The organism is Mesorhizobium sp. B2-3-10 (genome assembly GCF_006442275.1).
GTDB lineage: Bacteria > Pseudomonadota > Alphaproteobacteria > Rhizobiales > Rhizobiaceae > Mesorhizobium > Mesorhizobium australicum.
In genome coordinates, this window is sequence record NZ_VFVT01000004.1 from 244,404 (window position 1) to 266,603 (window position 22,200).

Below are 22,200 nucleotides of genomic sequence, written 5' to 3' on the forward strand. Positions count from 1 at the left end.
TCTCAAGCCCCAAGCTGTAACGCGAAGTTTTGACCGATAGTGGCCTTCTTGTCCGCATTGCAGATGGCTGCAATGCAGTCTTCCGAAAAACTTATTGGGCGACTTGGGACACGGCTGACATCAGCTCTTGCGGGTTGGGCGCCCCAAACATGTATCGCCCACCTTCTGGCACCTCCGTGAAGCTCCAGCGGACAATCCCTTGCCGGTCCAGTAGGAACTGGCCTATCAGTTGTCCGTGTCCCGTCGCCATCATCTGCTCGTCGGCTTCGGTCACTTCATAATTATCGCTCTTGTTGAGGATTTCGGTGGCCGCAAAAGGATCCATTGGACCGGGCAACTCGCTTGGCATGTCGACCAGCATATCCTTTGCGGCTGCGATCGAAACCTTGTACGGCCAGTTCGTCTCGTTTTGGGTGAATTCGAGATTGGGCAGCCCAAAAGCACGATGCGAAGCGCGTTCAGGATCCGAGGCCGCAAGCAGAGTCGGCATCGGGTGGTAGCGGAAATAAAGACGAGCCCGTTCGATCGGTGTGTTGACCACGGTCAGGCTCTCCACGCCCTTTTCGCGCAGCTCCGGATCAAGCCGCGCCTGAGCGGCGATATGGCGCCGGCAAAACGCACAATGCAGACCTCGAAACAGACCAACCAGCACCGGTTTTTGTCCGCGAAAGTCGTCAAGCGCGATCTTGCCATCCTGGGTAATGGCGTCGAGGACCAAGTTCGGCGCACGGTCGCCCAGTTGAAGCGGTACCAAGTCACTACGCGCGGACATTTCCAACCTCCAACCCCGGCTAATCGAGAAAGGGCAGCACCACAAGCGCTTCCGGGTCGAGCCCGTGCTGGGCGCATATACCCTGCGCCAAGGAAAAGTAGCGTTCTGCCTCGGCAAGATTGTCGAGGTCGAGATTAAGCGTTGCCAGACCATCATAGCACGGAAACAGCAGTTGGGGTTCGCCCGTTTCGCGCGCTACCTCCAGTGCCTCGTGGAACAAGCCAAGGGCCAGTTCCGGACGGCCGTTGCACTGGTGGATTTGCCCAAGCACAAGCAACGGCACCGGCAGGTGCTCTCGCTGGTCGAGTGCGCGGTCGATCTCGATAGCTTTCTCGGCAGCAGGCACGCCCTCTGTTGGACAGCGATCCGTGAAAGTACAACAAGCGACCGCCAGATTGGCGAGAAGGCGCGCCTGGAAGCCCAAATCCCCAATATGGCGCGCGACTTCAAGACCGCGCCGACAGACCTCCATCGCATGTGCGGGATCGATGGTCGTGTAAAGCACGCCTAGATTGGTGTAGCCGCGACAGGCCGCGCCCAGCAGACCGGCGGCTTCGGCCAATTCAATGCTATGCTCGACCTGACGCACGGCTTCACGGTTTCGTCCAAGGCGAGCCAGTGCGACAGCCTTGGTATTGAGTGCCTCGGCGGTCACAAGAGTGGCATCACGCCCCACCTCGGAGACATGCTCCGTGGTGCGAGTGCGTACGCAATCCAACGCCGCGTCTGCCCATTTTGCCGCGAGAGCGTGATCTCCGCTACGGAACGCCTGTCGGCCACGTTCTTGCCAGAGATGCGCCTGCTCGACCGGAGCATCCGCTCCTTCGAGGAGCGCTGCCGCTTCAGCGTAGCGGAATTCTGCTTTGTCCCGCTTGCCGACGTCCCAGAGCAGCCGACCGATTTTACGCAAAACGCGCGCAGAGGCTACGCGATCAGCCGACTCACGGTATGCCTGCAAGGCCGCCTCGTAGTGGTGGTGCGCGATCTCGCGGCGGCCCGCCGAGCCGCTCAAATCGGCAATGCGCTCGGCAATTTTCAGTTTGAGCGGTGTTTGCCCGGTCGCCTCCAACGCAGTCAGTGCTCGCTCGTAGAAACGAAGGGCGTCGTCGTTGGCGTAAATCATGCGGGCGCGATCGCCGGCCGCCTGCAGGTAATGCGCGCCCTTCTCCCGCTCGGCGCTTTGTGCGAACTGGTGACCGAGCACGGTCAAGTCCTCGAGCCGTTCCGGATTATCGCCGCACAGTTGCTCCAAGGCAGCACCTATCCGCCCGTGGATTTCGGTCCGGCGTTGCCGGAGCAGATTCTGGTAGATCACGTCCTGCAACAAGCTTTGCGTAAAGCGGTAGCTTTGCGACGAGATGGAGCCTGATCCGGCAACTTCCTCGATGATTTCCGCATCGCAAAGCAGTTCGCAGCCTGCTTCTAGCCGGGCGGGGTCGGCTGTCACGGTCTTCAGAAGGGTGGCATCGAAGCGCGCGCCGATTACCGCGGCTTCCTGGGCCAACCGGCGCACCTCTTGTGGCAGCCGGTCGACGCGAGCAAGCAACATTGCCTGGATAGTGGCGGGAATGTCGGTTGCGACTTCGCCTGCTACGGTCCGCCATCGTTGCCCCTCGCGCACCAGTACACCGCGATCAACAAGGCCGCGAACAATCTCCTCTACAAAAAGAGGGTTGCCACCCGCTCGGTCGAGGATCTGATCGACGAGCCCTGCTGCGGAGCTTACCCAGCTCTCGCCGAAAAGCGCCACCAGCAGGCTGCGCCCTTCATCGCCGTTGAGCGGCGAAAGCCTGAGCGCCGTTTGACTGACCCGACCTGAGTCGAGCTGGCCGCTCTCCGGTGCCGAGCGATGCGTGACCAGCACCATTAACCGCGTGCGTTCCAACCTGTCCATCACGAAACGTAGTGCCTCGAGCGAAACGGCGTCGGCCCAGTGCAGATCTTCGACGACAATCAACAGCGGCGACAACGCAAGCCGCCGTTCGATGATGGTGCGGACCGCGTAGAAGATTTGCCGCCGTAGCTGCTCGGGTTCGACATGCTGCAAGGTGGCATCCGGGTCGCCAAGCCCAACCACATGGTAGAGCAAAGGCATCAGCCGCTTCGCCTCCTCGCCCTGCAGGCCGAGATCGGCAAGCAAGCCTGAGAGCTTCCCCCGCATATCGTTCCCATCGTTGTTTTGCATCATCCCGGCAGCACTGCGCACCACTGCCCCCAGGGCGCCAAATGATTGTTCGCCCAGTGGTGAGCACGTGGTCTGTCGCACGGCGACGTTGCGAAAACGGTCCTCGTCGCCGACACGGGCGACGAACTCCTTCACCAGCCGCGATTTCCCGATACCGGCTTCTCCGACGAGGCGGACAAGTTGGGCCGTGCCGCCGCACGCCTGGTCAAGGCTCGCCAGCGTTCTGTTGAGCTCCGCACCGCGACCTATCATCGGCGCGCTGAGGCCGAGCGCCTCGAGCCCACGCGCTGCACGCGGCTCCGCAAGCGGTGCATCCAATCGATGAACGAGCACACTGCCAGCCTTGCCGCGAAGCACGACATCACCCATCGACTCGTAAGAGAAGGCATGCCGGGTCAGCCTGTGAGTGAGTTCGCCTACCAGCACTTCTCCCGGTGCAGCCAGCGATTGCAGGCGTTGTGCTGTATTCACCGTGTCGCCGGTCACGGAATAGGATTTGGCGGTGCCGATGCCTAATCGTCCAGTAACGACGGGGCCAGTGTTTATGCCGATATGAAGTAATAGAGGCGAGCCGGAGTGGGGGGTGCTTTCGCCGAGCCGCGCCGTCCGGGCGATCATGTCGAGAGCGGCGCGAAGCGCGCGTTCCGGATCGTCCTCATGCGCGACCGGCGCACCGAACAAAGCGAGCAGTGCATCGCCGATGAATTTGTCGACGAACCCACCAAAATTTTGCACCGCCGCCGTCAATTCCTTGAACAGCTCGTTCTGTAGCGTTTGCATGACCTCAGGGTCGAGCTGCTCGCTGAGTGTCGTGAAGCCGCAAAGGTCGGCAAAGAGGACGGTTACCGTCCGGCGATCGGCGTCAGAGATGGGCTGCAGCCCTTCGTCGTTGTCAATGTTCGCAAGCAGCGACGGAGTTCGAGAGGGCGGCACAATGGTTCGGCTTGGTGTCGGAGCAAGCCGTTCGACGGCTTTTGCCGGCGCACCGACGCTTGCCCCACATTTCGGACAGAACCCGAAATCAGATGCGCAGGGATAACCGCAACTGGCGCATGGCACGGGCTGGCGCTTGCCACACCTCGGACAGAAAGCGTAACCGCCCTCAACCTCGAAACCGCAGCCTGCGCAGTCCATCGAGCCAGACCTCACTAGGGGCCGCGACGGCGTGTTCTCCCTACGCATTTCCCGGCCGGTGTATTCACAAGCATGAACCCATAGCGGTGGATGGGCAAGTGGCAGCGCAAATGGGCATCGGGCGATCGGGTGGGCCTGTGACAGCGCGCGCAGCCAATTCGGTTCTGCGTGGCTGTCGGTTGCAAAAGTTCCCTCTTGGTTCGGTCTTCCTGCTATCGTGAAGATAAGGAGACGGACCCTTGAGCGAGAATCGTAAGCTAGCCGCAATTCTAGCTGCGGATGTGGTCGGATATAGCCGGCTCGCGAGCGCGGACGAAGATCGTACATTGGCGAGGTTGCGGGCACTGCGCAGCGACCTGATCGATCCGATCATCGCAGTGCACCACGGCCGGGTGATCAAGCGCACTGGCGATGGGGCCCTGGTTGAGTTCCGCAGTGTGGTGGATGCCGTGCGCTGCGCCATAGAGGTTCAGAATGGTATGGTTGAGCGCAATGCCGGCGTGCCGCAAGACCGCCGTATTGAGTTCAGGATCGGCATCCATCTGGGAGATGTGGTCGAAGAAAGCGACGGCGACCTGATGGGCGACGGCGTCAACATCGCGTCGCGTTTGGAGGGACTCGCGGCGGCCGGCGCCATCTGCCTGTCCGAGGATGCCTATCGCCAGGTCAAGGCCAGGCTCGACCTCTCCGTCAGCGATCTCGGCAGCACACAGCTCAAGAACATCGCCGAGCCGATCCGGGTCTATTCGCTACAAGTTGGCAGCGCTGGGACCGCGATCCCGGAAAGCGCAACTAGCCGGCCGGCTACGGCAGTGCCGCCGAAGCTGTCGATCGCCGTGCTGCCGTTCGCCAACATGAGCGGTGACGCCGAACAGGACTACTTCGCCGACGGCATCTCCGAGGATATCATCACTGCCCTGTCCAAACTGTCGCAGCTCTTCGTCATCGCACGCAATTCGTCGTTCACCTTCAAGGGCCAGAACGTCCATGTGCAGGAGGTGGGCACGAAACTCGGCGTGCGGTATGTTCTTGAGGGTAGCGTACGCAAGTCAGGGAACCGGGTGCGCATCACCGCGCAGCTCATCGACGCAACTTCGGGCGGCCATCTTTGGGCGGAGCGGTTCGATCGCGACCTGACCGACATATTCGCCGTGCAGGACGACGTGACGCAACAGATCGTCGGCGCGCTGTCGCTTAATCTGACCGCGGGCGATCGGCAGCGGCTGGCGCCCGAGTACCCGCGCAATACGGAGGCGTATGACTATTTCCTGCGGGGCAGGGAGCTGTGGCACCGGCTGACGAGGGAGACGAACGTCGCGGCTCGCGACCTCTTGCAACGTGCCATCGAACTGGACCCGAAATTTGCCTCTGCCCACGCATTCCTGGCCCTTACCCACGGCATCGATTACCTGAACCGCTGGGGTGCGTCGCCGCCCGAATCGATGGCGCAAGCGGACGAGGCCGCAACGCGAGCGGTAATGCTGGATGGCAGCGATCCCTGGGCGCACTGGGCGCTTGCTATTGTCAAGCTGTACACACGGCGACACGATGGGGCCGTCGACGAGGCCGAGCGCGCGCTCGTCCTCAATCCGAACTTCGCCGAAGCGCACGTTGCCCTCGGCGAGGCGTTGTACTATTCGGGCAGATCCGAAGACGCCCTCGAGAGTTTTGCCCGGGGGAAATTCTTGAATCCATATTTCCCGGATGTGCTTCTCCACTTTCAAGCTTTGGCCTTGTTTCAACTTGGAAGGTACGAAGAGGCCGCTGACCTCTTGCTGCAACGGCTGGCTCGCAACGCTGTCACCGACGTATCGCGGGCGCTTCTGGCCGCCAGCTACGGCCAGCTGGGCCGTTTCGCCGAGGCCCAAGCGGCATGGCGGGACGTGCTTCGCGTCAATCCCGACTATTCGCTGGAATACCGTCGCAAAATCCTGCCCTACAAGAACCCTGCCGATTTCGAACTCATGGTGGAGGGGCTCCGCAAGGCCGGTATTGAGCAATAACAAGTGAGGCCAGGCGTCCGGATCAGACGCTGTAGGCTTGGCCGATCTTGCGCCATCGCGCGTTTTCGCGGACGAGCTTCAGGTTGTCGGTGGCCTCGGCAAATGTCCGCGAACGGTATTGCCGGAGCAGGTCCGCGAAGAGCGCCCCTTCCGGTAGGCCGGCAAGCTGCTCGCGGACCGAAATCTTTTCATCGATGACCCGGGTGCCCCAAGCATTTTCCCTTACCTGCAGCTCCGCAGCCAGATCACGCTCTTCCGGTGCGGTTTCGTCCAACGCAGCTAGGAGGATCGAGTGGAAAAGCGCTACATAGCCAATCTGTCTCAGGCCGCCGACAACCCGCACCCGCGGCAAGATGGCGAGAACCAGGAACGTCAGGAACAAGTTCGGCAGCAGCACGCCGTCAAGCAGCGCCTGCTTCAGATGCGGCCGCTCGAAGGGGATGGACAGACCATGCGGCTTATCAAGCTCGATCAGGGTCCCGTCCTCAAGAACGAGCTTGCGCACGCGCTCCTCGCGGATGCCCCAGAAATAGTCCGTGGCATTGGGGAGGAACCTGCCGAATGGGCCCGATGCGGCCTCTTGCAAGGCATGTTCGAGACGCCGGCGTCTTGCGGGTTCGATGAGCAGCCTGGAAAGAAGACCGCCGTCATATTGTAGATGCCGCGCCATGGCAGCCGCGGCGAGGCGATCATCGATGAAAACCGGCAGGGCCATGCCGGAGCGATCCCAGTTGGCGACCAGATCCTCGTTCAGCGCTGTCATGGCATCGGCGGCGGTTCCAAAGACCTTATCCTGGCGGGCAAGCAGTGTACCTAGCCAGCGGCTGGCATCCGTCTCATCGCCCACCGCTTCGAGCGCGCGCTTGTTGAGGGAGACGGGACCGGCTGCGCAGGCGCTTTTGCGGCACAGCTTGTGGCGCCCCATGCCAAACAGGTTGACCTTGTCGTCACCGACATCGAGCCACCCGGGCCCCTCCCGGCCAATTGTCTCCATGGTCATCGTCGTTCCCATGAAGCCGACGAAGGCTGACAGCCCGTTTTCGACCGCGCCGAGCCAGGCAAACAGGAGGGCATCGAAGGTGGTCCGGTCCATCAGAAGCAGGCAGTGCAGACCGGACTGAATCACCGGTCTGTACTCAAACTCATCGAGGGCGTTGCCGATCTGCTGAGGCTGCATAATTACACCGAGGCGCTGATGCAAGACTTCGCGCAGGATCGAGCGGGCAGCGATCGCCGGGCTTGATACTGGCCTTGCCACCGGCCGCCACAGATGGCGGGCGTAGTCGGAAACGGGAGCATTCCAGTTCTGCTCGATGTCACGCACGACTTCCGGGCAGAGCAGCGACAGTACAGCCAGAATTTCCGCCGGAGGCGCAGGGGTTGGATCAAAGCCGTCGGTCATCGGTCCCGTCTAGCCGCTTGCGGGGCAAACGCCAAGTGAGAGCGGATCCGGGTAGTGGGTCAGTTTGAAATCAACCGCCAGATCGTCCAATAGTAGACTGCTACATGCGTCGCTTCGACCATTGCCAGTGTAGCTGCAAAGACTCCGACCAAAGTGACGGAAGGATGCCGGTCGAGCCATGACGGTGGCTGGTCGCAGTCGCCTTTGATAGCAGCGAAAATCGGTTTCCAAGTAGCGATGGCGCGAGCCCCGTCCAAATAGCGGCCCACACCAAAACGAATTCAACGGTTAGGCCCGTAAAGCGGCGCATGTGCATCCGCACGGTGAGGTTCTGGCGTTCGGCAAATGACGTGCTGACATACTTGAATTTCAAACTGACCCACTACCCGGTTCCGGCACGAATTGTCTACGTCAACGCCATAAACTAGGCTGTCGGGGACGATGCAATGAGCCTCAGATTGCGTGTTGTCGCGGTCCCGGCACTCCGAGGATACCTGCTGTCGACCGCGCTCGTGTCGCCAGCAGCGTTGATAAAAGCGGATCTTAGAACCGCAGCCGGGCCATACTCAGGAGGTCGCGGTACTGGCCGTCGGTAAAACCGGCCTTCACATGCCGGCCTTCGACCTCGAAGCCGTGGCTGGTGTAGAGGTGGATGGCCGGTTCGTTGTCGGCATAGACGCTCAATTCGACCCGCTTCAGGGCGCGCCAGTTGTCGGCCACGTCAAGCAGCGCGCCAAGGATGGCAGAGCCGATACCTTTGCCGACAAAGCCGTCGTCTAGGCCGATATTGATTTCGCCGATATGTGAACGGCGCGGCGAGCTTTGCACGACCAGGCTGCCATGGCCGACGACCTTGCCGTCCAATTCGGCGACGATCCAGGTGTCTTCCTGGCCGGACTTGGCGATGCGCCGCTCAACCTGGTCCACCGTCTCGAAGGGCATCCTGAACGTGCCCCAGCGGAAGCCCGGCATGTTGAAGATCGCGCAAAGCGCCTCCGCATCGCTTCGCCGGACGGCCCGGAGCTGCGGCTGGATCTTCTCGGATGGCGAGGTCGTGCTGGTCATGGCTTCCTGGCGAAATGTATCGGCCCCTCACGATGCACCGGACGTCACCTGAAAATCCAGCCGTCTCTGCCGCCTATGCTGTCGAATGCAAACCAAAATACCGAAAGCCGGTGTAGAGTTTTAAGGCGCCGCTGATGCCGATCCAGCCGAAAAGGGCGAGCCAGCTCAATGTAGCGGCCGCCGTCCAGTCGATCCGGTGCACCGCGCCGTCGGTGATGACGAGGCCAAGGATGGAAAGCAGGCCGACCAGAAATTGCGCCAGGCCTAGCACCAGCAATTCTTCGCGCGGCGCGCTTTTCCAAATAAGGTAGGTGCCGCCAGCGCCGGCGAGGAAGATGGCGCTGTAGACCTGGGCGTGGAAGGGATCGACCGTCCATGGCCAGGTGCTGCTGACCATAGCGGGAAACAGCAACATGCCCAAGCCATAGAGGCAAAGGACCGCCGTTTCCGCCAACATGTAGCTGCGCCATGCCGGGCTTGGGGTCACGCCACTTGCTGGCTGACGGGCCCTGGCCCGCCACAGGAACAGCCCCGATACGGCGACCGAACCAAGATAGACCAGAAACCAGAGCCAGGCCGCTTTTCGCTCGAAGTCGAAATAGCCGAGATTGATCAACGAAACCACCGACACTATGAGGGTGAAGATGAACGCCATGACCAGCACGAGCCTGCCCGGCGACCAGCGATTCCAGAATAAGAGCGCCGCCATCACTGCCATTTCGGCGGTGTAGAAGCCGCCGAGAAAGCGGGCACTGAACGGCGTGACGGGCCAGGGCCAGCGCGGCTTGACCAGCGCAGGCGCGAAAAACAGGCCGGCGCCGACGATGAGGACAATAATGACCCCAGCCGAGAAAAGCCGTAGCGACGCGGGAAGTGGCGGGTTGTTGGATGTCGGCACGGGAGAAAGCCCCACAGATGAATGCCCCATGCACCCATCATAGTGCCGCTTGCGGCCGGTGAAAATCCGCCGCATGCAAATTGAGCTGTCATCAGATCTATCCATTCGAATGGCCGTTCGATCCCTTTCGACGTAAGATGGGGTGCGCGGACCGAAGCCCGGTCCGGCCAATACGCCTCGGGGCGCAATTTTCCGGAGCCTGCACCATGACCGAAGCTCAGGATCTGTTCTCACTTTTGCGGCAATCGACCGATGTCGAACCGCAGGCAATCGATGCGATCCGGCGAACCATCGCCGAGGGCAAGGACCGCGAGCTTTGCCGCATCAATGGGCTGGCCTTCGCCAGCAAGAATGGCCTCGACGAGGAACGCACCATCAGCGCCTTTCTCCATGCGGCGCGGGTGGGCATCTTCGACATTTCCTGGAATGTTCTATGCCCGGGCTGCGGCGGCGTGCTCGACACCAACGCCACGCTGAAAACCATGCAAAAGGACGAATACACCTGCGCGCTTTGCTCCGAGGGCTATTCGCCAACCCTCGACGAGATGGTCGAGGTGACATTCACCGTCAGTCCACGCATACGCAAGATTGCCGCCCACACTCCACACGAACTGCCGTTGGTGGAATATTTCCGCCAGATCTACTTGGCGTCCGGCGCCGACCTGCCGGAAGAAGATTTGGCGGAGAAGATGGAAGCGTTCTCGCTGGAGGATATCGAGCTTGCGCCCGGTGAAAAGGCGGTGTTGCCCATACAGCTTCCGCCTGAATTCGTCATCGTGTTCGAGCCGGTCACGCATTCAGCGCAGTTCATCGACGCTAAGGGCGAACCAACAAAAGAGCGCCGAAGCCTCTCCTTGGTTTTCGACCGCGACCATGTCCAGAACCAGACGTTGGAGATGCAACCAGGCCCTTTGCGCATTTCCCTGGAAAACAGGACCGAAACCCGCGTGCTGCCGACGGTCTTCATCGCCGGCCACGCATTGCACGATTTCCTGGGCAAGCGCCGGCCCTTCCTGACCGCCAAGCGCTTGCTCACCAACCAGACGTTTCGCGATCTCTATCGCACGGACACGCTCGATATCAACCAGCGGCTGAAGATCACCAGCCTGACCTTCCTGTTCACCGACCTGCGCGGATCGACCGAGCTTTACGAGCGGGTCGGCGATCTGTCAGCCTTCGATCTGGTGCGCGAGCATTTCCAGGTGCTGCACGAGATCGTCGCGGCGGAGGCGGGCGCGGTGGTGAAGACGATCGGTGATGCGGTGATGGCGACCTTCGCGACGCCTGATCGTGCGGTGGCCGCGGCCCTCAGGATGCGCGATGCCATGCGTGAGCTCAACGGAAAAAGCGGCCGCGAGGACCTGCTGCTCAAGATCGGAGTCCATGCCGGCCCTTGCATCGCCGTGTCCATGAACGAGCGGCAGGACTATTTCGGCCAGACGGTCAACATTGCTTCACGGGTCCAGAACCTGGCCAACGCACAGGCGATCTTCGCCACCCGCGCGGTGGTTGACGACAATCTCACCGCCGACCTGTTGCACAGGAACGCGCTGACCCCCGTGCCTCACGAAGTCTCGCTGCGCGGCATCGAGCGGGAGATCGCGGTGTATACAATCCCCTGAGGAATTGCAGGATGAGCGTGAAACGTTTCCCGGGGAAAGCGCGTAGCGCTCTCGCTTGGGAACTGCGTTAAAACAAAGAGCTGGAGCAGCGTTATGGTAGAGCGCTCTCGGCCGCTCACAAGCGCTTGCAGAGGAAATAACGATCGGCAGGCTCCGACGTCGGCGCCGGAAGGCGTTGCAGCAGCGGGTGATCGAGCGGCGTGCCGCTGACGGCGAAGCCGCCAACGCGAAGCAGGCTCGCAACCAGATCGGGAAGCCAGGTAGCGGTCACTGCATCGCGATCATCATAGCCGGTCCCGATGTCGGCATGAACAAGGGCGGCCTCGATGCCAATGAACTTGCGGCCGGTTTCGCGTATTTCGCCGAGCACGAGGTTTTCAGCTTCGGGAATTGAGCTGGCGTGTGCGCCGACTTCGCGGTCGAACACCACGATCCGGCGCCCGGGCAGGCGCTCGCGCAGATGGTGGAACGTCCGGCCATTGCCGAGGCCGAGCTCGAGCACCAGCCCTTCCATCTTCGCCACCTCGGGGCAGACGTGATCGAGAATGTCACGCTGTGCTGTCATCCTGCTGATGAAATTCTCGAGACGACTCATATGCTTTTTGTATCCTGAACCAGATCAAGAGATCGGCTATGCCCGCGACACGACCTGTTCACGAGTGCATCCCCAAGGCGACGCGCTAAGCTCGATTGAGTGTCGGCACATATAAGGGCGGACGATGAACACTGCAACAAGTACGGCCGCAGGGATCATAACGGGTGGAACAGGCGGCACAGCGTGCCGCCTGAATAGCGATCTCACTTGTAGGGGTCTGCGGCGTCCCGCAGGCCGTCGCCGAGGAAGTTGAACGCCAAGATGACGAGAACGACCGGGAGCATCGGCAAAAGTAGCCATGGATAGAACGCGATCACGCTGACGCTGCGCGCCTCGGTTAGCAGGATGCCCCAGCTGGTTGTCGGTGGCCTCAAGCCCAGCCCAAGGAAGCTCAGCGCCGTCTCGCCCAGGATCATGCCGGGTATGGAGATCGTGGCGGTCGCGATCAGATGCGACATGAAGCCGGGGATGAGGTGCCGCCGGATAATGCGGCTGCTGCTGGCGCCCATCAATTGTGCCGCCAGAACGTAATCCTCCTCGCGCAAGGCCAGAAGCTTTGAACGCACGGCCCGCGCCAGTCCGGTCCAGTGGAGCAGCCCGAGGATGACGGTGATGCCGAAATAGATCAGGATTGGGCTCCAAGTTATCGGCATGATCGCCGCCAGAGCCAGCCATAGCGGAATGCTGGGGATCGATTGCAGAACTTCGATTATCCGTTGAACGATCAGGTCGAAGATACCGCCGTGATACCCAGCCAGTCCGCCTATGACAATGCCAAGCAGGAAGCTGAAACTGATGCCGACCAGGCCGATTGTTAGTGAAATGCGTGCGCCATAGATGATACGCGAGAGCACGTCGCGCCCCAGCCTGTCCGTGCCGGCCAGAAAGAGCTGGCCATTTTCGGCAGGACAGAAGAAATGCCTGTCACCTTCGAGGAGGCCCCAGAACCGGTACCTGTCGCCTTTGCAGAAGAAGCGAATCCGCTGAACGTCATCCTGTTCGTCGATGTAGTTGCGCTTGAGTGTGTCCATATCCAGCGTCATCTGGCGACCATAGACGAAGGGCCCGACAAGCTGGCCGTTGTGGAACAGGTGTACCCGCTGCGGCGGCGAATAAATGTAGTCCATGTTGCGCGTGTGCAGATTGTAGGGCGCTATGAATTCGCAGATCAGTATCCCGAAATAGAGCGCTGCCAGAAATATGCCGGATACAAGAGCAAGCCGGTGCCGTCGGAATTTCCACCACATCAGCCGCAACTGCGACGCCTGAAAGACCTTCGACTGCTCGGCCGTCATCGCCTCGACCGATTGCAGGTCAAAGGGCGCGATGGAAACATAGTGTTGCAGTGGGGCACCCGGAGCGGGCAGGGGCGATTGCTTGTTCATTTGGTGCTGCCGCCCTGCAAACGGATTCGTGGATCAAGCAGCGCCAGCGCCAGGTCGGAAATCAGGACACCGATCACGGTCAGAAAGGCAAGGAACATCAGGAAAGACCCTGCCAGATACATGTCCTGGCTTTGCAGCGCTCTGATCAGCATCGGCCCCGTCGTTTCCAAAGACAGCACTATCGCGGTGATTTCGGCACCGGAGATGATGGCCGGCAAGATAGAGCCGATGTCGGAAATGAAGAAATTTAGTGCCATGCGCAGCGGATATTTGACGAGCGCCCTGAAGGGATGAAGGCCTTTGGCGCGCGCGGTCACGACATATTGCTTGTGAAGCTCATCGAGCAGATTGGCGCGCAGGCGCCGGATCATGCTTGCCGTGCCGCCGGTGCCGATGATCAAGACCGGGATCCACAGATGGGCGAGGATCGACTTCGCCTTGGCCCAGCTCATTGGCTCACTGAGATATTGCGGGTCCATGAGATGACCGATGGAGGTGCCGAACCAGATATTGGCGAAATACATCAGGATCAGCGCCAGCATGAAATTCGGAATGGCCAGGCCGAGAAGCCCGAACAGAGTAAGGCCGTAGTCGCCCCAACTGTATTGATGAGTGGCGGAGTACATGCCGATCGGAAAGGCGATGAGCCAGGTGAAGATGATCGTGACGAAGGAAACCAGCACGGTCAGCCACATTCGGTCCCCGACGACGTCGCGAACCGGCAGCTCATATTCGAAGGAATAGCCGAAATCGCCGTGCAGCATCCCGCCCACCCAGTAGAAGTAGCGAATGACCGGCGGCTGGTCGAAACCATATTCCTTCCGCATCATTTGGATGCGGTCGGAATCTACCGCTTCGCCCTGGGCCCGAAGCTCGGAAACATAGCTATCGAAATAGTCGCCTGGGGGGAGCTCGATGATCGTGAACACCAGGGCCGATATGATCAGCAGCGTTGGAACCATCACAGCAATGCGCCAGACAATATATCGAAACACGCTCAGGACTCTCCAAGCCAGAATGTATCGGGCATGTAGACACCGAAATAGGCGGTCGGGTCATAGCCGTAGAGGGCCTTGTCAGGCAGATTGCGCAGCCGTGAGGACGCCAGAACCGGCTGATGCGTTCCGTTCACCGTGCCGATCGAAAACACCTGATCGGTATAGATCGACAGCATTGAATTCCAGATCTCGGCGCGCTCCGCGGCCTCGGTCGATGCGTTCCAGCGCTTGAGCAGAGCCATCAACTCGACCACAGGCGGAAGATCGGGCGCCTCACCGAGCGTGCCACGAGACAGGTAGTGAGCGCCCCACAGCGGCCATTGCAGCTGGTCGTCGATGGTGGGGGCCAACTGGTACGGATTCATGTCGGAGGTCGGCACGCCATTGTCGATGCCCGACCACATCGACATCATGATCTGGCCGCCAAGCGCGCGGCTGCGGAAGATGTCGCGCTGCGAAGTGCGGACGAACAGGGCGATGCCGATCTGACGCCAGTGATCGGTGATGAGTTCGAGCGCGTCGGTTTCCAGCGTGCTTTCGCCGGCCGTTTCCACTATGATCTGCGCCGGGCGTCCATCCGGAAGTACACGCAGGCCATCATCGTCGCGTTTTTGAAGCCCGACCTCGTCGAGCAGCGCGTTGGCTTGGTCGGGATCATGGGCGACCCAGGCCTTCGCGAATTCCGGCCGGTAGAGCGGGCTCTCCGGCAGGACCGTATCGGCACTTTCCCGCGCTAATCCGTAGAATACTGCCAAATTGATCTCGCGCCTGTCCACAGCGAGGGAAAGGGCGCGGCGCACGCGCACGTCACGAAAAAGGCTGCGCCATACCTTGTCGGCACAATTCAGATTGGGCAGCAGCGCCAGCCGGGAACCCTGTGTGCGTCTCCACAGATGCATCTTCACCGGGTAACGCTTCTCCGTATCCTTCAGGAAAGAGTAATCGGCGAAGTCGATGCCCATGCATTGCAGGTCGCTCTCACCCGCACCGGTCTTGGCGGAAATGATCGCCGATGAGCTGACATTCAAGACAAACCGGTCAACATAGGGTAACTGCCTGCCATTCTCGTCTATTCTATGAAAGAACGGATTTCGCTCGAAGATGAACTGCTCAGCCGGCGGCTTGGTCCGGTTCTGCCAGGGATCGAGCGTCGGCAACTCCGGGTTCTCCGGGCGATACTGCCGCGACATGCGGATATGCAGGAGCGTCCATTTCTGGACCCGGTTCTCCGTCATTAGGCCGGCGAGCCGGAACGGATCTTGGTATTTCTTGTGGAACTGCTTGAGATAGGCGGCCGGCAGAACAAGCGATAGCGGCGAGGCAGCAGCGAGCTTGGGCAGGAAGTCGGGATTTGGCGCCTCCCAACTGTAGCGGACCGTCAACGGGTCGACGATCTCGAAGCGTGGCGGCTTGCCATCTGCCACCAGGCCCGGAGCAAGCCCGCCTGGCGACAGCTCATCGTTCAGCCAGACATCTTCCCAGCAATAGCGGAAATCTTCCGACGTCAACAGGCTGCCGTCAGACCATTTATGTCCTACCCGCAGCTTGAATGTGAAGACACGATCATGCGCGACGTCGAAACTTTCGAGGATGTCGGGTTGCATGTTAAGCTTTTCGTCATAGCCGACCAGGCGAGCATACCCATAGATCGTCATTATCCGGATATCTTTCTGGCTGCCGATGATCGTGCGCAGCGTGCCGCCATACTGGCCGGGTTGCCGGCCCATCGCAGCCAGATTCAATACGCGCGGGCTCTTGGGCAGGCGTTCGGCGAGTGCCGGCAGCGCCCTGGCCGTGAGCTGCGGCTGAAGAAACTCCGGCTCCAGATCGCCTGCGCGTAACGTGCCCGGCACAAATGCCGAAGCCATGAGCCCAAGGGCAGTGCGCCGGCTGATCAAGATCGTAGCTCGCTGACATTGGCCGAACGTCGGGCCAGCACGAGGTGGCCGCCGCCAAGGTCGAGCGGCGACAGCACATCCTCGTCGCCCTCGTCGCGGAATTGCGGTCCCCATGCGCTCTTGTCGGAAGCACCGCTGAGCTTCAGCGTCTTGAAATCCATTGGCCTGTCGAGATCGGGAAAGGGTACTGCGGCGACCAGTGAGCGCGTGTAGGGATGGACCGGTTTCCTAAGCAGAATTTCGCGCGGCGCAAGCTCGACGATACGCCCCCCGCACATCACCGCGATGCGGTCTGCCATGTAGTCCACCACCGCTAGGTTGTGGGATATGAATAGGTAAGTCAGGCCCAGTTCCTTCTGCAGGTCCTTCAGGAGGTTCAGAATCTGCGCCTGGACAGAGACATCGAGCGCCGAAACCGGCTCGTCGCAAATCAGCAGTTCAGGCCCCAGCGCCAACGCGCGCGCGATGCCGATACGCTGACGCTGCCCACCGGAGAAACTGTGCGGATAGCGCTTGATGAAGCGCGGATCGAGCCCGATTGCCTGCATAAGGCTCTTCACCGTGGCTAGTCGGGACGCGGCATTACCTCGTTGATGGATTTCCAACGGCTCGCTCAAGATGTTCTCCACCGTCATGCGAGGTGAAAGCGATGAAACCGGATCCTGAAATACCATCTGGATCTTCGCGCGCAGCAGGCGCAGGGCGGCTCTGTCGCCTCCCAACACATCGATCGGTCCATCGCGGCCATTGAAAAGCACAGAGCCGCCGCTAGGTGTGACAGCTCGCATGAGCATCTTGCTGACGGTGGTTTTGCCGGAGCCGCTTTCGCCGACCAGACCCAGGCACTCACCCCGGATGATATCGAAGCTCACGCCGTCCACGGCGCGAACTGAGGTTTGATGATCGCCGCCGAACCATCCCGACTTGCGGATGGTGAAGGTTTTTGTCAGGTCCCTGACCGATAGCAGGATGTCGTGCGGCCCCTTCGATGCCGGCGCCGTCTGTTTGCCAAGCAGGTTCTCGACATTCACCGGCACCTCGCGCAGCGCCTTTAGCCGTTCACCAGGCTTCAGGTCGAAATGCGGAACGGCTGCCATCAGGCCCTTCAGGTAAGGGTGACCTGGCCGGCGGAATATCGCCTCGACAGGTCCCGCTTCCATGATCTCGCCATGGTAAATGACGACCACCTCGTCGGCGACATTGGCGACCACGCCCAGATCGTGGGTGATCAGCAGCATCGCCATATTCAGCTTGCTCTGAAGCTCGCGCAGCAGTTGCAGGATTTGCGCCTGGATGGTGACGTCCAACGCCGTCGTCGGCTCGTCGGCGATCAACAGGGCGGGCCGGCAGATAAGCGCCATGGCGATCATGGCGCGCTGACGCAATCCTCCCGAAAGTTCAAATGGATACATGTCATAGGCGCGCTTGGGATTGGGAAAGCCGACAAGGCTGAGCATTTCCTCGGTCCGCGCCTTGCGCTCTGCCCGAGCCATGGGCGTATGGATCTGCAGCGATTCGCTGACCTGGTTGCCGATCGTGTGCAGCGGCGAAAGCGATGTCATCGGCTCCTGAAAGATCTTGCCGATGCGGCTGCCTCTCAACGCCCGGATTTCGGGTCCATCGCGCGGCATCTGCAGGATATCCTGTGTCGTGCCGGGCTTTTCAGGATCGGAAAACAGGATACGGCCACGAACATGGGCTGTGTTCGGCAAAATGCCCATCACTGCCTGGCTGAGAACTGATTTTCCGGAACCGGACTCGCCGACAAGCGCGGTAACCTTGCCGGGAAGGACGCGAAGATTTGCCCGCCTGACTGCATGCAAGGGTCCCCCGATAATGGCAAAAGAGATGCCAACATCTTCGACCCGCAGCAGATCAACGCCCGAATTCATTCTCACCAGCCCACTTTGCCGGCCTGCCGGGCGGCAAACCAGAAAGTGAGACTAGCGTATTGCAGGCTTAGAGCAACTTGGATTCGAAAGGGTTGCCAGCGGCGAACCGGGCGACCGACATAACAAGGTGTTCGGATCAGATTGGGCCGGGCTACTGGAGCTTCCTCGGGTCGCCCGGCGACAGCCGTGCGGCATCGCGATGAAGCAGCATGACCTGCTCTGCCTCCGATCTCCGGTCGGAGATCGCCTCCAGCGCACTCTCTTCATCGAGCGCGAGAGCGCCCGACAGATCTGGTGAAAGCACCGTCAGCTTCTGCTTGAGCCCCGCCAGTTCCTCGCTGCCGAGCGTCAGCCAGCTGTTGGCGCCGCAATAGCTGGCGAAGTCCTTGCTGGCGAGAACGCGGTGCGGGTATTTCTTGGTCAGGGTCTGGAGACGCTGGACCTCGTTTACAGCCGAGCCAAACACGGAGAATGTGAGCCGGTCGGTAAGCCCGACATTGCCGAACATCACGTTGCCGACATGCAGGCCGATGCCAAATTTTATGTCGGACAACCCTTTTTCCTTTCTTCGCAGATTGAGCTCCATCATGCGCGCAGTGGCCTTGTGCGCTGCCGCCAGAGCAGCCTGGCAGGCGATCTCGGACTGCGAGCGATGCCTTTCGCAAGGATAGACGGCAATGAAGCCATCACCTATGAAACTCATGATCTGCCCGCCTTTGCGATTGAAAGGTGCGGCAATGGCGTCGAAAAATTGGTTCAGCGTATCGATGTAGATTTCGCGGCCCGACGTTTCGGCAAGCCGTGTCGACCCGCGCATGTCGGCCATGACCAGTGCGGCCCGGATTGTATCGCCCTCGCCGCGCTTGATCTGGCCGTCCAGCACGCGTCTGCCGGCGTCGCCGCCGAGATAAGTGGTCATCATGTTGTCGGCCAGCTTGGTGAGCACCGCCATTTTGGTTGCGATGGCGAGATGGTTTTGGATACGCAGCAGCGCCGAAATCATGCTGTCGCTGAAACCTGAAGCACTGTCGGTCGACCAGGACCCGATCATGCCCTGACTGGTATTGCCGTTGAAGGGATGGACGAAAGCCATGTAGTCGGTGACGCCCATAAGCCTGAGTTCATCGAAGACAGGAAATTCCGACGGGACCGACGGGTCGAGACGACGCCGCAGATGGTCGAGCTTGTTGCTGAGCAGATGGTAGTATGGGCTGGTCAGGAACGTGTCGGAATGAACGCCGTCCTTTTTGCGGAAGCCTTCCACTTCCATGCCTTGGCCGCGAAGCCAGGTGAAGCCGAGCGCGTCATAGAGCGGATGAAGCATCGAAAAGCTCAAATGCACCCGCTTCAACGGCAGGCCGGCAGCAGCCAGCCGCTCGCAAAACCCCTTTACCAGTGTTTCCAGCTCGTTGCCTGCCAGCGCCGACTGAGTAAGCCAGTCGGCAACCTTATCCATGAGAATTGTGGAAATTTCTGCTCGCGCCATGCTCATACCACCTCGAAACCCGTCGACTGCGATCCGCCATAACACAGTCCGCCAGCGACCCAAAGATACCCCAAGTCAACGGTCGCGTGCGGCGGCAAAGGCGAAGGAATTCCCGAATGACTGTCGTTGCAACCAAGGTACAGGCTTAACTGCATTCATGCCTTGCGGCCTTATGTGGCGAAGCTGCGGCCGGAGTGCAATCACGTTCCTGACATCGGCAAAGTCGCCACCGGGGCGCTTGTCAGGCCTTCACCACCGTCTCTCGGAGCAGCCCAAGACGGCCAAAAACATTGCGTGTGTCGACGATCAGAAGGGCGTGATCAGCGACAGCCTTATAGTCGATCGCGTCATGGTCGGTTGCAACGACGACAGCATCGAAATCCTTCACCACCGCCTCGGTCAACTCGAGCGAGCGGCGCCCCCTGAGGGCCATATGCTCCCGTGTGGTCGGGATCTCGGGAACATGCGGATCGTGGAATTCCGCCTTGCCGCCCCATTCCTCGATAAGTTCGATGAGCCGCAATGAGGGGCTTTCGCGGATGTCGGGCACATTCTTCTTGTAGGCGAGCCCGATGATGAGAATGCGCGAGCGGCTGAGCGCCTTGCCGCAGCGGCGGTCCAGTGCTTTGGCCAGTTCATCGACCACGTGACGCGGCATAGCAGTGTTGATCTCTGCCGCCAGCTCGATGAAGCGGGTCGGCAGTTCGTATTCGCGCGCCTTCCACGTCAGGTAGAAGGGATCGATTGGAACACAGTGCCCGCCCAATCCGGGGCCTGGATAAAAAGGCATGTAGCCGAAGGGCTTGCTCTTGGCCGCCTCGACCACCTCCCAGATGTCGATGCCCATCGCGCCGAGCACGACCTTCAATTCGTTGACGAGGGCTATGTTGACTGACCGGAATATGTTTTCCGTCAGCTTGACTGCCTCTGCGGTTGCCGTGCTGGAAACCGGAACGACGGTTTTGACGACCCCTTGGTAGAAAGCCTGCACGAGCGTCGCCGCTTCAATGCCGTCACCTGCCACGACCTTTGGGATCGTCGCGACTTCAAAGTTGCGGTTGCCGGGATCCTCGCGTTCGGGCGAGAAGCCGAGGAAGAAGTCTAACTTCGACTGCAAGCCGGTTTCTTCCAGTATGGGCTTGATCACATCGTCGGTGGTGCCGGGATAGGTGGTAGATTCCAGCACGACGAGGTGGCCGAGACGCAGATGCTTTGCGATGATGCCAGTCGTGTTCCTGACAAAGGAGAGGTCCGGCTCACGGTTTTTTGTCAGCGGTGTCGGAACGCAGATGATGATGATGTCGCAGGTCGACAGTTCGGCAAAATCCGCTGTGGCGCGGAACCGTCCACTCGCCACGTGGCCGGCGAGGGCTGTCGACGTCACCGCCTCAATGTAGGATTGGCCGTTGTTCAGGCTCTCGACCTTCTGGGCTTCAATGTCGAAGCCGAAAACCGGGAAGCCGGCGCGTGCGACCGCAATCGCGAGCGGCAACCCGACATAGCCCAATCCGATCACGCCGACATGCGCGGTGTGCGCCGAGATACGGTTCAGCAGACGGTCATATGCCGAAGATCGTGAAGCGTCCAAATCTGCTTTCCCGTTAGTTGGGACAGGATGGCCGGTGTCAGGCGCGGCTTACCAGTCCCACAGAACCATGGCCGAGGCATATTGCGGAAAGTGGATTCTCGCAAGCCGTCATCCGACCGGCAACTTTGCATTCAGGTCTGCAGCAGCCATCGCATAGCCGCCAGCCGCACCGTCTATGAAATGAACATGATCGCGGTGCAGCGGCGAGGCGACGAGGCATGTCATCAAGGCCGATTTCTGGCGATGCAGGCCATAATTGCAGATGCCGGCCTCTTCCGCCTGTTTCAGCCGGTTCTCTATCCGTTGCAACACATCAGCATCAACGTCGATGGTCATCTTCAAGCCGTCGTCGAATTTCCGGAAATCCGAATTGCTGGCCACGTCGCGTTTGTAGATCTTCGGATCGAAACCGCCGACGGTCCAGCCATATCTATCCGCGACGGCCGTAAGCGCCATCAGGAACACTATCCACAGCTTCGACAGCCATCGCCGTCCCACCGGCGCCGTGGCTCGCGCCTCGATATCGAGGCCGGCGGGCAGCAAGCTGTAACTCGGCCCATTCACCGGCACCGGGTGGCCATCGCGTTCCTGTCTGCCGGCAATGGCGATGATATCGGACGCCAGAAACTGAAAACCGCGCACATCGCGCGACGACCCCGGAGTGGCTATGATCGAGACGATTTCGCCATGACGGGTTTCGATCGGGTTCCAGCGGCAGGACAGGCCGGTCAGGTCCGGCCGTGCGCCGGCCGGAGCAGGATCGATACGGAAGCGCCCTGCTTTCATCTCGGCTTCCGCCCAACTGCCGCCACCGCCGGCGAACATGGTATAGAAGACGGCATCGGATGCTTGGAACCTTGCCACGCGAACGTCGAGGCCTTGCGCTCGAATATCCTTTATCGGCACGATTGCGGCACGCAGGCTTAGGTCCAGTTCGTCCGCCACCCATCTCTGGACAGCCGCCAGCGCCTTGCGGGTGGGCTCCATCGCCGAGCCGGGAAAGGCGACGAGCGCCCCATCGCCGCCGAAGACAAAGGGAAGGTCTTGCCGACCCAGCGCGTTGAGGAGGGCCGAAATGACACTGGCGCCGGCCATATTGACCGTTTTATAGCGTCCCGTCTCGATCGCCTTGGTCGAGCCGACAATGTCGGCGGTGGCCAGCGCCCAACCATCGGGGAGGGGCCGATAGTTGTCGATGTCGGCAACGCTTTCGAATTTTGCGAAGACCGGCAGAGAAGCGACAAACGGGTCCGAGGCGGCAGCTGTTTCCATGAGTA

The 22,200-nt window shown here is 60.5% G+C and carries 15 protein-coding genes; 2 read left to right on the forward strand and 13 right to left on the reverse strand.

From position 1 onward, the window contains the following. Positions 1–91 precede the first annotated feature (91 nt). The gene (locus FJ943_RS13885) at positions 92–772 is read right to left on the reverse strand and encodes a redoxin domain-containing protein (protein WP_140619026.1); all 681 of its coding nucleotides are present in this window, start codon (positions 770–772) and stop codon (positions 92–94) included. Between the two features lie 19 nt (positions 773–791). Beyond that, the gene (locus FJ943_RS13890) at positions 792–4,091 is read right to left on the reverse strand and encodes an adenylate/guanylate cyclase domain-containing protein (protein ID WP_181174553.1); all 3,300 of its coding nucleotides are present in this window, start codon (positions 4,089–4,091) and stop codon (positions 792–794) included. A gap of 239 nt (positions 4,092–4,330) precedes the next feature. On the opposite strand from FJ943_RS13890, the gene FJ943_RS13895 reads away from it, so the two are divergent. Continuing rightward, positions 4,331–6,094 carry an adenylate/guanylate cyclase domain-containing protein gene (locus tag FJ943_RS13895; protein ID WP_140619028.1) on the forward strand — a complete coding sequence of 588 codons (1,764 nt, stop codon included), beginning with the start codon at positions 4,331–4,333 and terminating at the stop codon, positions 6,092–6,094. 22 nt (positions 6,095–6,116) lie between these two features. Here the strand turns inward: FJ943_RS13895 and FJ943_RS13900 are convergent, their stop codons facing one another. From FJ943_RS13900 to FJ943_RS13915, 3 genes are all read right to left on the reverse strand, one after another. Next, entirely contained in the window at positions 6,117–7,496 is a 1,380-nt protein-coding gene (locus FJ943_RS13900; protein ID WP_140661352.1) for a hypothetical protein, read from the reverse strand. Between the two features lie 543 nt (positions 7,497–8,039). Further along, on the reverse strand, positions 8,040–8,561 hold the full coding sequence (locus FJ943_RS13910; protein WP_140661350.1) for a GNAT family N-acetyltransferase: 522 nt from the start codon (positions 8,559–8,561) through the stop codon (positions 8,040–8,042). A 73-nt stretch (positions 8,562–8,634) separates the two neighbouring features. After that, positions 8,635–9,564: a hypothetical protein gene (locus FJ943_RS13915; RefSeq protein ID WP_246671871.1), complete on the reverse strand. Its 930-nt coding sequence runs from the start codon at positions 9,562–9,564 to the stop codon at positions 8,635–8,637. Positions 9,565–9,665: 101 nt separating this feature from the next. Between FJ943_RS13915 and FJ943_RS13920 the strand changes: the two genes are divergently transcribed. Beyond that, a complete protein-coding gene (locus FJ943_RS13920) occupies positions 9,666–11,081 on the forward strand; it encodes an adenylate/guanylate cyclase domain-containing protein (RefSeq protein ID WP_140722169.1) in 1,416 nt (471 codons plus the stop codon). 115 nt (positions 11,082–11,196) lie between these two features. Here FJ943_RS13920 and FJ943_RS13925 read toward each other — a convergent pair whose 3' ends face one another. The 8 genes from FJ943_RS13925 to FJ943_RS13960 all read right to left on the reverse strand — a co-directional run bounded on the left by FJ943_RS13925 (position 11,197) and on the right by FJ943_RS13960 (position 22,195). Beyond that, on the reverse strand, positions 11,197–11,676 hold the full coding sequence (locus FJ943_RS13925; protein ID WP_140722172.1) for a class I SAM-dependent methyltransferase: 480 nt from the start codon (positions 11,674–11,676) through the stop codon (positions 11,197–11,199). A 203-nt stretch (positions 11,677–11,879) separates the two neighbouring features. Next, a complete protein-coding gene (locus FJ943_RS13930; RefSeq protein WP_140661348.1) occupies positions 11,880–13,061 on the reverse strand; it encodes an ABC transporter permease in 1,182 nt (393 codons plus the stop codon). Further along, positions 13,058–14,056 carry an ABC transporter permease gene (locus FJ943_RS13935; RefSeq protein WP_023767396.1) on the reverse strand — a complete coding sequence of 333 codons (999 nt, stop codon included), beginning with the start codon at positions 14,054–14,056 and terminating at the stop codon, positions 13,058–13,060. Before FJ943_RS13935 ends, FJ943_RS13930 begins: the two co-directional genes overlap by 4 nt. A 2-nt stretch (positions 14,057–14,058) precedes the next feature. Further along, entirely contained in the window at positions 14,059–15,957 is a 1,899-nt protein-coding gene (locus FJ943_RS13940; RefSeq protein ID WP_140722640.1) for an ABC transporter substrate-binding protein, read from the reverse strand. Next, entirely contained in the window at positions 15,954–17,849 is a 1,896-nt protein-coding gene (locus FJ943_RS13945) for an ABC transporter ATP-binding protein (protein ID WP_140619042.1), read from the reverse strand. The genes FJ943_RS13940 and FJ943_RS13945 overlap by 4 nt, the downstream gene beginning before the upstream one ends. A gap of 151 nt (positions 17,850–18,000) precedes the next feature. Further along, the gene (locus tag FJ943_RS13950) at positions 18,001–19,341 is read right to left on the reverse strand and encodes an adenylate/guanylate cyclase domain-containing protein (protein ID WP_140722175.1); all 1,341 of its coding nucleotides are present in this window, start codon (positions 19,339–19,341) and stop codon (positions 18,001–18,003) included. A 235-nt stretch (positions 19,342–19,576) separates the two neighbouring features. Then, positions 19,577–20,923, reverse strand: a complete 1,347-nt coding sequence (locus FJ943_RS13955) for a nucleotide sugar dehydrogenase (RefSeq protein WP_140722178.1) — start codon at positions 20,921–20,923, stop codon at positions 19,577–19,579. Positions 20,924–21,031: 108 nt separating this feature from the next. Further along, positions 21,032–22,195, reverse strand: coding sequence for a DUF3095 domain-containing protein (locus tag FJ943_RS13960; protein WP_140722181.1), 1,164 nt, complete (start codon positions 22,193–22,195; stop codon positions 21,032–21,034). Between the last annotated feature and the right edge of the window lie 5 nt (positions 22,196–22,200).